A 12,704-nucleotide genomic window follows, 5' to 3' on the forward strand; every position below is an offset into this window, starting at 1 on the left:
TCCCCCCTGTTTCCCCCGCGGAACGCTGCCCTCAGCGGGGTGAGGGGGTGGATGTGAGGGTTCCGGGGACGCGGCCGGGCGGGGCTGTGAGGAGGCCAACCTCAATAAACGCTCATCTTGATGGACGCAGCATCTACCCCGTCCCTAGGCTCACGGCCATGCCCGACATCTCCCTGACCACGGTCGTCCTGCTCTGTCTGGCCGCCCTCGCCGCCGGCTGGATCGACGCCGTGGTCGGCGGCGGCGGGCTGCTGCTCCTGCCCGCCCTGCTGCTCGGCCTGCCCGCCGGCACCCCCGCCGCGCACGCGCTCGGCACCAACAAGGCGGTCGCGATCGTGGGCACCACGGGCGCGGCGGTGACGTACGCCCGCAAGGCGCCGGTCGACGTGAAGACCGCCGTACGCATCGGCCTCGCGGCCCTCGCCGGATCGTCGGCCGGGGCCTTCTTCGCGGCCGGGATGAGCACCGAGGTCCTCAAGCCGGTGATCATGGTGGTGCTGCTCGCCGTGGCCGCCTTCGTGATCCTGCGCCCCGCCTTCGGCACGGCCCCCGCCACCGGCCCGGCGACCCGCCGCCAGATCCTCGCCGCGATCGGCCTGGCCGGCCTCGGCATCGGCTTCTACGACGGTCTCATCGGCCCCGGCACCGGCACGTTCCTCGTCCTGGCGCTCACCGCCCTGCTCCACCTCGACCTGGTCACCGCCTCCGCCACCGCCAAGATCGTCAACTGCTGCACCAACGCCGGAGCCCTCGCCACCTTCGCCTGGCAGGGCGCGGTGCTGTGGCAACTGGCGGCGCTGATGGCGGTGTTCAACCTGGCGGGCGGCACGCTCGGCGCGCACACGGCCCTGAAGAAGGGCAGCGGCTTCGTCCGCGTCGTCCTGCTGACGGTCGTCTTCGCGCTGGTCGCGAACCTGGCGTACGAGCAGTGGCTGGCCTGAGCGTACGAGCGGTGGCCGGTCCGGGCGTCCGAGTGCCGGCCGGCCTGAGCGTCCGAGTGCCGGCCGGCCCGGGCGGCACACCCGGTGATCAACCCGGCTGACGTGATCCACTCGGGCGGGTTAGGCTCCAGCGCCGCTCCATGACGCGGGCGGCCGGTGCTGGGGAGCGCCGCGGAGCAGCACAAGGGTGGGGGAGAAGATGGCCGAGGACGGCAGACCGTCAGGGACGCGACCACTGGGGAAGGCCGCCCTGGTGGTCGGAGCGGGCGCGCTGGTCGGGCTCGCGGTGGAGTTCCACGCGCTGGGGTGGACGTCCATTCCCGGCAACAGCTGCGGCGGCAGGTACCGGCCCTGCCCGGAGGGCACGACGCCCACCCTCATCCTGGCGTTCGTCCTCACCTTCGTGGGCTTCGTCGGGCTCACCATCGCCCTCGCCGCGTTCACGCGGATCCGCCCCGGCAAGGCCGTGCCCGGGGCGCTCGTCGCGGCGGGCGTGCTGATCGCGCTGTGGCCCGGCTGGCAGGCCTACCTCTGGATGCGCGGACCGGTGCTCGACCGCGCCTGGCAGTCCGGCCCGGACCGGCCCGCGAGCGTGCGCGGCGTCGGGGCCTGGGCGGTGGGCGAGGACGGCGGCACGGTCGTACGCGCCCGGACCGACGCGCTGGTCGCGTACGACTCCGGCAGCGGGGACCGGGAGTGGGTGCTGCGGGCGCCCGTGCGGGAGTCGGTGTGCGCGATGAGCGAGGGGATCGTCGACGGCATCGGCCTGGTCGCCTTCGAGCGGGACGACAAGCCCTGCGACACCGTGTGGGGCGTCGACGTGAGCAGCGGACGCAAGGTGTGGGAGCGGAACCTCACCGGGAGGACACCGCTGTACGGCGGTGGAGGGGTGCTCAGCGCCGACGCGGGCGTGGCCGTGGCACTGGGTGAACGCTCGGTCCACGGGTACGGGCTCACCGACGGCGCGGTGCGCTGGACCGTGAAGCCCACCGCGGCCGGGGCCGGGGGTGAGGACGACGCCGAGTGCGAGCCGGTGACGGCCTCCTCGGCCGACGGCACCACCCGGGTGGCCATGACCTGCGGCTACTACACCGACTTCCACTCGGCATGGATCCTCACCCTCGACACCGCCACCGGCAAGGAGCTCAGCCGGCGGGAACTCCCGGTCGAGAGCTACCTGACCGCGGCCGCGGTGCTCTCCGCCGAGCCGTTCACCCTGCTGGTGCAGGAGAAGGACGAGCGCGGACTCGCCGCCGTACTGTCCTACGGCGACCCGGACGACCCGGAGCGGGAGCCGGTGACGATCCCGCTCACCGCCGACGAGGAGGACCTGGCCGTCACCGCGACCGACCCCGTCTTCGCGGCCCGGCCGGTGTTCCGGGCCGTGGTCGCCGACGGGAACCTGATCGTGGCGGCCGCGAAGCCGGGGGCGGACCGTCCCGAGCGGGTCGCGGCCTACGCGCTCGACGACGGCCGGCGCCGCTGGCACGCGGACCTGGGCACCGGGGTCGTCGCCCTCGCCCCGGCGGGCCGGGACCGGGTGGCCGTCCTCGGCGAGTCCCAGCGTCTGTGGACGCTCACCACCGGTGACGGGACCCGGGTGGGCGAGGAGGACGGCACCACGGTGCGCGACATCTCGTTCAAGCTCGACAGCGGCCCGCAGCTGGTCCGGGCGGGCGACGGCTGGGTGATCGTCAACGCCGACGGCGGCACCTATCCCCCGGCGCTCGCGGTCAGCCCCTAGCCGCCCGCACCAGCGGGTCGATCAGGCCCGCCCCGTCCTGGTCGCCGTGGCCGTCGGCGACGTGGCGGGCCATCAGCTCCATGTAGGGCGTCAGCAGTTCCGCGCTGACGCCCTGCTCCTCGGCGGTGCGCAGCAGCGTGGCGTTGCCGGCGGACTGCATCGCCAGATTGGACACCACGCCCGTGGTGTAGTCGCCGCTCACCAGCTGCTCGGCGGTCCGGTGCGCGGACGGCGTCATCGCGGTGAGCCACGAGGTGAGCAGCGGCGCGAAGTCCTTGGGCGAGATGTCCTCCCGGCGGATCAGGGCGAAGGCGTGGGTGATGCCCGCGAACAGTCCGCTCATGGCGCTCAGCAGCGCCACGTCGTGCAGCGCGGCGAAGCCCGGGTCGGTACCCACGTAACGGGCGCCCGTGGGCGCGGTGAGGGTGTCGCGGTGCTCCTCGAACACGTCCCGGGAGCCGCTGTAGAACACATAGCCCCCGGACTCCGGGATCCCGATCATCGGCGGAATCGCCATGATCCCGCCGTCCAGGAAACGGGCGCCGCGCGCCTCGGCCCAGGCGGCGCGGGTGCGGCCGTCCTCCGGGGTCCCGGTGGTGAGGTTCACCAGGTCCCGGCCGGTGAGGTCGGCGTCCTCCAGCGCCTCGCCGACGGAGGCGTCGTCCAGCAGGCAGGCGACCACCAGACGGTTCGCGGCCACCGCCTCGGCGGCGCTCGCGGCGACCGAGGCGCCCTCGGCGGCCAGGGCCTCGGCGCGGGCGGGGGTGCGGTTCCAGACGGTCACGGGGTGCCCGGCGGCGAGCCAGGCGCGGGCCAGCGCGGTGCCCATGGCGCCGGCGCCGAGGAGGGTCAGGGGAGTGCGGGAAGCGGGGGCGGTGGCAAGGGTGTTGTCGTTCATGGCGACTAGGCTCGCCGCGGGGGAAGGACCTGCTCAAGTACGTACTTCGAAGTGGGTGCTTACCCCGGGGAAAGGGTGCAGGCAGCGGAGGCGGACGGGGTGGCGGGCATGGCGACGGTACGGCGGCCGGGCGGGTACGTGTGCGGGACCGACGCGGCGATGGACGTGATCGGCGGCAAGTGGAAGGTGCTCATCCTCTGGGAGCTGGGCGAACGTCCGCACCGCTTCGGCGAGCTGCGCCGGAAGCTGCCCGGGATCACCGAGAAGGTGCTCGCCTCGCACCTGCGGGAGATGGAGACCGACGGCATCGTGCACCGCGAGGAGTACGACGAGGTGCCGCCCCGTGTCGAGTACTCGCTGACGCCGCGCGGGGTGTCCCTCAACGCGGCGCTGGAGCCGCTCGGGGCCTGGGGGCGGGAGAACGTGCTCGGGGAGGCGGACCGCGGGGCGCCGGTCGGTTCAGCGGCTGCCCGTCAGGTGCGCGTAGACGACGACGTTCCCCTGGTACCCGGTCGTCCGTGACCAGCCCCCGCCGCAGGTGATGACCCGCAGCTCGGGGCGGGGCGCCGCGCCGTACACCTTCCCGTCGGGGAAGCCCTGCGCGTCGTACACCTCGACGGCGTCCACCGTGAACACCGCGACACCGCCGTCGCGGCGGTCCACCTCGATGGTGCTGCCCTTGCGCAGGGCGCCGAGGGAGTAGAAGACGGCGGGGCCGTCGGCGTTGTCGACGTGGCCCGCGACGATCGCGGTGCCCGTCTCCCCGGGGGTGGCGCCGGCCTCGTACCAGCCGGCCAGGTTCTCGCGGTCGGCCGGGGGGACGTCGAGGCTGCCGGTGTCCGTCAGGCCGAGGCCGGTCAGGGGCGCGTCCACGTCGATCGCGGGGATGCGGATGCGGTCGGGCGGGGAGGGCGGCAGGGCGGGGGCCGAGGCCCGGCCCGCGCTGCGGTCGTCGTCCTCCGTGTGCGCCTGGGCGGCGGACGGCTGCGGCGGCGCCTGCGTCCCGGTCACGTCGCGCAGCAGCCACATCCCCGCACACAGGGCGAACACCGTGATGGCGGCTGTCGCTGCGTTGCCCGGACCCCCGGTCCGGCGGAACCTGCGGCGCATGACGGACTGACCTCATCTCGAGTCGGCCCCCGTGCCCCCCTCCGGGCCGCGAGGGGCGTCGGACCCGGAGGGGGAGGGGACATGCGGTACCGGCGGGACGGGCGGCGGAGGATGCCCGTCAGATCCCGTCGCCTCTCGCCCGGCGATGCAGGAGCCAGGTACCGCCCGCGGCGGCGACGGCGAGAGCCGTCACACCGGCCGCGGTCTGCACGGGGTCGGGGCCCAGCGCGCCCCCGACCCCCGTCTTCACACTCCCCCGGGGAACCACCTGCTGCGTGTCGGGCGTCAGCGTGACCACCAGGTCACCGGCCACCCGCCGGTCGCTCCCGTCACACGTCGCGACGATCTCGTACGTTCCCGGCTGCGCGCTCGGCGGCACCCTGAACTGTCCGATCGCGTTCCGTTCGTGCGTGCTCGGCGCCAGCGTGAACCGGCCGGCGCCCACGGCGGTGGCGTCGCCCGCCGCCGTCCCGCCGTCGCCGCACGTCCCGGTGTTCACCGTGACGTGCGATCCCGGTGCGACCGAGGACGGGTACACCTCCAGGTTTCCGGCCGGCGTGCCGTGGGACTCCCCGGCGTACGCGGGCGCGGCGAGCAGCCCCGCGATGACCACGGCGAGCGCGGTGCCGGCCGGCATCCGGGCGGTACGTCGCATCGATGCTCCCTCGAGCGGGCCACGGCCCGCGGCACCCCCATGTGCCGCCGTCGGACGCGTCCCTGCCCCTCCGAGGTAAGTGCCACCGGGGCCGCACCGCTTCCTGAGCAGGCGTCAGGAAGAGGGCCGAACGGGTGTCGGGCCACACCCGGACGGCCGCCCCCTTCACCGTGTTTCAGCAGGTCACCGGTGCCGCGCCGATCCGGTCGCGGTGAAGCACCCGAAGGGTGCGGCGCACGGGGGTGAACGGGTGACCGGCGGGTCTGCGAGGATCCGGGGCGGGGAGGTGGGGCGTCGAGAGCACGCACCGGTGGGGTGTCGGCGACGTGGGCCCTCGTGCTCCGGGGGCTGTTCCAGGCCGGCCAGGGGGTGACGAGCCACGGGATGAGCAGCGAGGTCGAGTGCTCCTGGATCAACACGGGCCCGGACGGCGAGGAGCATCCCTCGCCGATGGAGCCCGGCGGCCTGTGCCACACGCGGAACGGTGACGAGAGGACCTACGGGGAGCAGCGGGCCTTCCAGCGCGCGGCGGGCGAGGACGTCGTCATCGGCGCGTGGGTGCTCGGCGTCGGACTGACCGGACCGGGCGGCCTGTCCGTCGAGCGGCGGCTGCGGAAGGCCTGGGCGCGGCGGCCGTACGAGGCTCGGACGCGGCGCCCGTGGGGTGCGCGGACACGACGGCCGCGGGGCCGTGTCTAGGCTCCCGCTCCCCGCCACTCCCCGCCCTCGATCGGTTTCCCCCGCACCCGCAGCCGGGCGGCGACGGCGGGCGCGGCGACATACACCCAGGCCCGCACCGCCGTGCCGTCGGCGGCCCGGACGACGTCCCGCGCCACCCGCTCGTAGAGGTTGCGCGGATCGCCCGGCACGTACTCCTCCAGCCGGTCCAGCTCGGCGAGCAGCCCCGCGTAGGCCTCCGGCAGCGCGGTCACCAGTTCCCCGCTCACCACGGAGCCCGGTTCCTCGACGGCGTACGGATATCCCGGCCCCTCGTACAGCACCGCGTCCCGGAGCCGGCCGGGTTCCTCGCGCAGGGTGCGGCCGCGCAGGAAGAGGTCGTGGTTGGTCTCGCCGGGGCGGAGGGTGCCGTAGACGAAGAAGGGGAGGAGCACTGGTTCACCTGCGCGGACGGTCGGCGGAGCCTTGCGGGGACGATTCTCGCCCCCCGCGCCCCCGTGGCCGCCCGTACCGGACGAACCGGCCGACCGGGCGTGCGGTCCCACCCCGCGCCCCGTGGCCGCTACGGCGAGGAGGGCGCGGGCCGGCCGGCCCCCACCGCCTCGAGGCGTACCGCGCACACCTTGAACTCGGGCATCCGGGAGGTCGGGTCGAGGGCGGGGTTGGTGAGGGTGTTGGCGCGGCCCTCACCGGCCCAGTGGAACGGCATGAAGACCGTGTCCGGACGGATCGCGGTCGTGATCCTGGCCGGCGCCACCGCCCGCCCCCGCCGGGACACCACGGCCACCGGGTCGCCCTCGGCCGCGCCGAGCCGCTCCGCGAGCCGGGGGTGCAGCTCCACGAACGGGCCGGGCGCGGCGGCGTTCAACTCGTCGACGCGCCGGGTCTGGGCACCGGACTGGTACTGCGCCACGACCCGCCCGGTGGTCAGCAGTACGGGGTACGCGTCGTCGGGCTCCTCGGCGGCCGCCCGGTGCGACACCGGCGCGAACCGCGCCCGCCCGTCCTCGGTGGCGAACCGGTCGAGGAAGAGCCGAGGGGTGCCGGGGTGGACGCCGGTCGCCGGGTCCCCGGTGACCGGGTCCCCCGGCGCCGGGCACGGCCAGAACACGCCGTTCTCCTCCACCAGCCTCCGGTAGGTGATCCCCGAGTAGTCCGCCGGCCCGCCCGCACTCGCCCGGCGCAGCTCCTCGAAGACCTCCTCGGGGTCGGTCGGGAAGCCCTTCTCCAGGTTCCGGTCGCCGCCCAGCCGCGCGGCCAGCCCGTGCATGACCTCCAGGTCGCTGCGGACGCCCTCCGGCGGCGTGATCGCGCGCCGCCGCAACAGCACCCTGCCCTCCAGGTTCGTCGTCGTCCCCGTCTCCTCCGCCCACTGCGTCACCGGCAGGACGACATCGGCGAGCGCGGCCGTCTCCGACAGCACGACGTCGCACACCGCCAGGAAGTCCAGCGAGCGGATCCGCTCCTCGACGTGCGCGGCGCGCGGCGCCGACACCACCGGGTTGGAGCCCATCAGCAGCAGGGAGCGGATGTCCGTGCCGAGCGCGTCGAGCAGCTCGTACGCGCTGCGCCCCGGGCCGGGAAGGCTGTCGGGGTCGACGCCCCACACCCCGGCGACGTGCGCCCGCGCCGCCGGGTCGGTGAGCTTGCGGTAGCCGGGCAACTGGTCGGCCTTCTGGCCGTGTTCGCGCCCGCCCTGCCCGTTGCCCTGCCCGGTCAGGCACCCGTACCCGGACAGCGGCCGTCCCGCCCGCCCCGTCGCCAGGCACAGGTTGATCCACGCGCCCACCGTGTCCGTGCCCTTGGACTGCTGCTCGGGCCCACGCGCGGTGAGCACCATCGCCGCCTCCGGCTCGCAGAACAGCCGTACCGCTTCCCGCAGTTGCGGCACGGACACCCCCGTGATCCGCTCCACGTACTCCGGCCAGTGCGCCATCGCGGCGGCCCGGGTCTCCTCCCAGCCGCCGGTGCGCTCCCGGATGTACGCCTCGTCGGTGCGCCCCTCGGCGACGATCAGGTGCAGCAGGCCCAGCGCCAGCGCGAGATCGGTGCCGGGACGCGGCGCCAGGTGCAGATCGGCCTGCTCGGCGGTCTTCGTGCGGCGCGGGTCGACGACGATCAGCGTGCCGCCGTTCTCCCTCAGTTCGGTGAAGTAGCGCAGCGACGGCGGCATGGTCTCCGCCGGGTTCGACCCGACCAGGATCACGCACCCGGTCCGCGGAATGTCCTCCAGCGGAAACGGCAGTCCGCGGTCGAGCCCGAACGCCTTGCCGCCCGCCGCCGCGGCCGACGACATGCAGAACCGCCCGTTGTAGTCGATCTGGGAGGTCCCCAGCACCACCCGCGCGAACTTCCCCAGGCTGTACGCCTTCTCGTTGGTCAGTCCGCCCCCGCCGAACACCCCGACCGCGTCCGCCCCGTACTCCGCACGCGTCCGCCCGAGCCCCTCGGCGACCCGCTCCAGCGCCTCCTCCCAGGAGGCCGGCACCAGCGCGCCCCCCTCGGAGCGCACCAGCGGCGAGGTCAGCCGCACGCTCGACGACAGCACGGCGGGCGCCGTACGCCCCTTCCCGCACAGCGCCCCCCGGTTCACGGGGAAGTCCGCGCGCTCACTCACCTCGACGGCTCTCCCGTCGGGGGCCGGCGTCAGATTCATCCCGCACTGCAGGGCGCAGTAGGGGCAGTGTGTGGGCGTCACGGTGTCTCGCATACGCCCAGGCTGCGCCGTCGGTGTTACGCACCGCGCCGGCCGCTGTTACACCCCGGGTACGGCGACCTCCCCGCCGGCGGCGGCCCGCGGTGAGGCGTCAGCGGGCTCCCCGTTCAGACGCCGACGAGCCGGATACGGTCACCACACAGCCGGGACATGTCGTCGACGTCGGACGTCAGTATGACCACCGGGCCCGGCTGGCGCAGTGCCATCTCGGCCACCGTCGCGTCGATCGCGTACTTGTGCCCGTGCAGGCCGGCGGCCTTGAGCAGCTCCGCCGCCTCTTTCGCCGACTGCTCGGTCACCGGTTCGACCCTGACGCGGGACAGTGCCCACCGCAGCCGGGCCGTGTTCACCCGTGCGTGACTCACCTCCACGATGGTGTTGGCTCCGACGACGAAATCGGCACCCGCCGCATGGAACACCTGGAACATCGCGGCGATCTTGCGATCCTGGGCGATCCAGGCGGAGAGGCCCTCGGAGTCCAGGACGACGGTCTCGACGTGCCCGCTCACGCCGCGCTCGCCGACTCGCCGACATCGGTGTTCCCGAAGATCCGGGAGCGGGCCTCCGCCAGCTCCTCCTCGGTGAAGGCTCCGTACTCCTCCTGATGGCGCAGCAGATCGGCCCCGAGCAACTGGTGCCGCAGCTGACGCGCCACCGCTTCGGCGACGTAGCCGGAGACGTTGTCGGTGAGCTTCTTCAGTTCGGCGACCTGCTCCGTCGGGAGCGTCACCGTGATGCGCGTCGTGTCTGCCATGGATGCGAGCATACTGAAGTATGCGCGGTCCGTCAGTCCGGCGTCCCCGGACCGTGCACGTCGGCCAGCGCCCGCTCCACCCCCGGCTCCTCCGGCCCGAGGAAGCGCGGGTCCGGGCGGAAGGCGGCGTCCAGCGCCGCCTTCCCCGCCGCGAAGATCTCCCGGACGCCCCCGTAGTACCAGGTGACGTCGTGACGGTCGTCCACGCCGACGCCGTACGAGGTGACGCCGGCCGTCCGGCACAGGGCCACCGCGCGGCGGATGTGGAAGCCCTGGCTGATCAGCACCGCGCGGTCCACACCGAAGATCTTCTTCGCGCGGACGCAGGAGTCCCAGGTGTCGAAGCCCGCGTAGTCGCTGACGATCCGTGCGTCGGGGACGCCGTGCCGGGTGAGGTAGGCGCGCATCGCGTCCGGCTCGTCGTACTCCTCGCGGCTGTTGTCGCCGGTGACCAGCACCACCTCGATCCGCCCCGCGCGGTACAGCTCCGCCGCCGCGTCCAGCCGGTGCGCGAGGTACGGCGACGGCTCCCCGTCCCACAGGCCCGCGCCGAAGACCACGGCGACGTCGGTGCGCGGCACGTCGGCGGTGGTGCGCAGCCGGTCGTCCGTCGTCACGCGCAGCCAGGTCGCCGGCAGCAGCGCCAGCACGCACACCGCCGCCACCGCCTGCACCAGCCGCCGCCACCCCGTACGGGTGCGCGGCAGACGCGGACGGCGGACTGTGAAACGGCGCATCGGACGGGCCCTCCCCGGTCGGTCCTCGACGGTGAGAGACGCCCCGCCGAGCCTTCCGGTTCACGTCACGCACTGTGACCAGCTTCACGGGCCGGGGTGGAACGGCCGGCGGAACCGGCTCACACCCGCCGCCGTCCACATCGTGAACCGCCGGAAAACACCCGTCACGTCCACGCAACGGGAAGGCAACGTGCCGCCGCCACGATCAGTGCATGACGGCGCACACCACGAACCTCCCCTCCCTCGTCGTCGTGGCCCACGGCAGCCGCGACCCGCGCGCGCTGGGCACCGTACGGCAGCTCCTGGACCGCGTCCGCGCGCTGCGGCCGGGCCTGCCCGTGCACCTGGGCCACATCGAGCTGAACGCGCCCCTGCTCCCCGACACCCTCGCCGAGCTGGACGCGCACGGCACCGGGGCCGCCGTCCTCGTACCGCTGCTGCTCAGCCGGGGCTACCACGTCAAGCGGGACATCCCCGAGATGGCCGCCGGGGCACGGCCGCACACGCGCGTGGCCGCGCCGCTCGGCCCGCACCCCCTGCTCGTGGACGCCCTGCACGCCCGCCTCACCGAGGCCGGCTGGCGCACCCCGGCGGACACGGCGACCCGCCGCGCGAGCGGGGTCGTGCTCGCCGCCGCAGGGTCCCGCGATCCCGAGTCGAGGGTCGACACCGGCCGCACCGCGCGCCTGCTCGCCGACCGTCTCGGCGTCCCCGTGATCCCCGCCTACGCCTCCGCCGCCGCGCCCACCGTCCCCGACGCCGTCCGCGCCCTGGCCGCCCGGGGCCGCCACCGCGTGGCCGTCGCCTCCTACTTCACCGCCCCCGGACGCTTCGCCACGGAGTGCGCGGCAGCGGCCCCGGGGATCGCGTCCGCCCCCCTGGGCACCCACCCGGCCATGGCCCACCTCCTCCTCCACCGCTACGACCAGGCGCTGCGCACTCCGTCCACCACACCCTTGGAACTGGCGTCGGCTTCCTGAGGAGGCTCGGCACCGAAGGGGCGCGGGGCCGTGCCGACATGCGGCTCCGCCGCGTGGGCGCAAAGGGGGGCCTGGGGGCGCGGCCCCCAGGGACGGGAAGGGAAGGGGCGTCGGGGGCGAAAAACCCACCGCACGCGAACCACTCGACCACGCCCCCCGACTGTCACACCTTCCCCGTACTGTCATGCCATGGAAGGCACCGCACCCCCCGCCGCGTACGACCCGACGTCCGTCGCCCGCTGGGCCCCCGAACCCGACAAACGCCCCGGCCGCACCGCCTTCCAACGCGACCGCGCCCGCGTCCTGCACTCCGCGGCCCTCCGCCGCCTCGCCGGAAAGACGCAGGTCGTCACCCCGGGAGAGCGGAGCCAGGTCTGGGACGCCAGCCCCCGCACCCGCCTCACCCACTCCCTCGAATGCGCCCAGGTCGGCCGCGAGCTCGGCGCCGCCCTCGGCTGCGACCCCGACCTCGTCGAGGCCGCCTGCCTCTCCCACGACCTCGGCCACCCGCCCTTCGGCCACAACGGCGAACAGGCGCTGAACGAGTTCGCCGAGGACTGCGGCGGCTTCGAGGGCAACGCCCAGTCGCTCCGCCTCCTCACCCGCATCGAACCCAAACGGTTCACCCCCGAAGGCTCCGTCGGCCTCAACCTCACCCGCGCCGCCCTCGACGCCGCCACCAAGTACCCCTGGCCCCGCGGCGCCCACCCCACCGACCCGGCCTCCCCGAAGTTCGGGGTCTACGAGGACGACCGCCCCGTCTTCGACTGGGTCCGCGAGGGCGCCCCCGGTACCCGCGTCTGCTTCGAGGCCCAGGTCATGGACTGGTCCGACGACGTCGCCTACTCGGTGCACGACGTGGAGGACGGTCTGCACGCCGGCCACATCGACCCGAACTGCCTGCACGCCGCCCCGGAGCGGGAAGCCGTCTTCGCCGTCGCCGTCGGCCGGTACGTCCCCGCCGGCACCGACCCGGAAGAACTCGCGGAGGCCCTCGACCGCCTCCTCGACCAGGAGTGGTGGCCGCACGGCTACGACGGCACCGCGGTCGCCCAGGCCCGCCTCAAGGACGCCACCAGCCAGCTCATCGGCCGCTTCTGCCTCGCGGCCGAGGGCGCCACCCGCCAGGCGTACGGGGCTGGGCGCCTCACCCGGTACGGTGCCGAGCTGGTCGTACCGCGCAGCACCCGCATGGAGTGCGCGGTCCTCAAGGCGGTCGCCGACCGGTACGTCATGCAGCGCGCCGAACAGGAGCTGCTCCGCGCCGACCAGCGGATCGTCGTCCTCGAACTGGCCGAGGCGCTCACCGCCCGCGCCCCCGACGGCCTGGACCCCCAGTTCCGCACCCTGTTCGACCGGGCTCCGGACGACCGCGCCCGCAAGCGGGTGATCGTCGACCAGATCGCGTCGCTCACCGACGCCTCGGCCCGCTCGCTTCACGCCCGTCTCACGGGGCAGGCATGAGCTGTATGGCCTGATCGGGGCACTCCC

At 74.4% G+C, this 12,704-nt stretch carries 14 protein-coding genes; 6 read left to right on the forward strand and 8 right to left on the reverse strand.

Features of this window, described 5'->3' with window-relative positions; genetic code table 11:
- Positions 1-158 precede the first annotated feature (158 nt).
- Together KUM38_RS01430 and KUM38_RS01435 are read left to right on the forward strand one after the other, a co-directional pair.
- Positions 159-941, forward strand: coding sequence for a TSUP family transporter (locus KUM38_RS01430; protein WP_217127402.1), 783 nt, complete (start codon positions 159-161; stop codon positions 939-941).
- 187 nt (positions 942-1,128) lie between these two features.
- Complete coding sequence (locus KUM38_RS01435; protein WP_308408878.1) at positions 1,129-2,685, forward strand: PQQ-binding-like beta-propeller repeat protein; 1,557 nt, start codon at positions 1,129-1,131, stop codon at positions 2,683-2,685.
- On the opposite strand, the gene KUM38_RS01440 is transcribed toward KUM38_RS01435, so the two are convergent.
- The gene (locus tag KUM38_RS01440) at positions 2,675-3,583 is read right to left on the reverse strand and encodes an NAD(P)-dependent oxidoreductase (protein WP_217127403.1); all 909 of its coding nucleotides are present in this window, start codon (positions 3,581-3,583) and stop codon (positions 2,675-2,677) included. The genes KUM38_RS01435 and KUM38_RS01440 overlap by 11 nt on opposite strands.
- Positions 3,584-3,691: 108 nt before the next feature.
- Between KUM38_RS01440 and KUM38_RS01445 the strand changes: the two genes are divergently transcribed.
- The gene (locus KUM38_RS01445; RefSeq protein ID WP_217127404.1) at positions 3,692-4,105 is read left to right on the forward strand and encodes a helix-turn-helix domain-containing protein; all 414 of its coding nucleotides are present in this window, start codon (positions 3,692-3,694) and stop codon (positions 4,103-4,105) included.
- On the opposite strand, the gene KUM38_RS01450 is transcribed toward KUM38_RS01445, so the two are convergent.
- Entirely contained in the window at positions 4,043-4,693 is a 651-nt protein-coding gene (locus KUM38_RS01450) for a class F sortase (RefSeq protein ID WP_217127405.1), read from the reverse strand. The two genes, KUM38_RS01445 and KUM38_RS01450, sit on opposite strands and share 63 nt — an antisense overlap.
- A gap of 118 nt (positions 4,694-4,811) precedes the next feature.
- Positions 4,812-5,348, reverse strand: coding sequence for a hypothetical protein (locus tag KUM38_RS01455; protein ID WP_217127406.1), 537 nt, complete (start codon positions 5,346-5,348; stop codon positions 4,812-4,814).
- A 384-nt stretch (positions 5,349-5,732) separates the two neighbouring features.
- Between KUM38_RS01455 and KUM38_RS01460 the strand changes: the two genes are divergently transcribed.
- Positions 5,733-6,047 (forward strand): hypothetical protein, encoded by a 315-nt coding sequence (locus KUM38_RS01460; RefSeq protein WP_217127407.1) that lies wholly within the window; start codon positions 5,733-5,735, stop codon positions 6,045-6,047.
- Here KUM38_RS01460 and KUM38_RS01465 read toward each other — a convergent pair.
- The 5 genes from KUM38_RS01465 to KUM38_RS01485 form a co-directional block, all read right to left on the reverse strand.
- Positions 6,044-6,460 carry a gamma-glutamylcyclotransferase family protein gene (locus KUM38_RS01465; RefSeq protein WP_217127408.1) on the reverse strand — a complete coding sequence of 139 codons (417 nt, stop codon included), beginning with the start codon at positions 6,458-6,460 and terminating at the stop codon, positions 6,044-6,046. The genes KUM38_RS01460 and KUM38_RS01465 overlap by 4 nt on opposite strands.
- 128 nt (positions 6,461-6,588) lie before the next feature.
- The gene (locus tag KUM38_RS01470) at positions 6,589-8,736 is read right to left on the reverse strand and encodes a molybdopterin oxidoreductase family protein (RefSeq protein ID WP_217127409.1); all 2,148 of its coding nucleotides are present in this window, start codon (positions 8,734-8,736) and stop codon (positions 6,589-6,591) included.
- A gap of 113 nt (positions 8,737-8,849) precedes the next feature.
- A complete protein-coding gene (locus KUM38_RS01475; protein WP_217127410.1) occupies positions 8,850-9,251 on the reverse strand; it encodes a PIN domain-containing protein in 402 nt (133 codons plus the stop codon).
- Complete coding sequence (locus KUM38_RS01480; RefSeq protein WP_217127411.1) at positions 9,248-9,496, reverse strand: hypothetical protein; 249 nt, start codon at positions 9,494-9,496, stop codon at positions 9,248-9,250. Before KUM38_RS01480 ends, KUM38_RS01475 begins: the two co-directional genes overlap by 4 nt.
- A gap of 32 nt (positions 9,497-9,528) precedes the next feature.
- Positions 9,529-10,233 (reverse strand): vancomycin high temperature exclusion protein, encoded by a 705-nt coding sequence (locus KUM38_RS01485; RefSeq protein ID WP_217127412.1) that lies wholly within the window; start codon positions 10,231-10,233, stop codon positions 9,529-9,531.
- A gap of 212 nt (positions 10,234-10,445) precedes the next feature.
- Between KUM38_RS01485 and KUM38_RS01490 the strand changes: the two genes are divergently transcribed.
- Complete coding sequence (locus KUM38_RS01490) at positions 10,446-11,213, forward strand: sirohydrochlorin chelatase (protein ID WP_217127413.1); 768 nt, start codon at positions 10,446-10,448, stop codon at positions 11,211-11,213.
- A 189-nt stretch (positions 11,214-11,402) separates the two neighbouring features.
- On the forward strand, positions 11,403-12,677 hold the full coding sequence (locus KUM38_RS01495; protein ID WP_217127414.1) for a deoxyguanosinetriphosphate triphosphohydrolase: 1,275 nt from the start codon (positions 11,403-11,405) through the stop codon (positions 12,675-12,677).
- Positions 12,678-12,704 lie beyond the last annotated feature (27 nt).

This window comes from Streptomyces sp. AC558_RSS880 (genome assembly GCF_019049255.1).
In the GTDB taxonomy this organism is placed as follows: Bacteria; Actinomycetota; Actinomycetes; order Streptomycetales; family Streptomycetaceae; genus Streptomyces.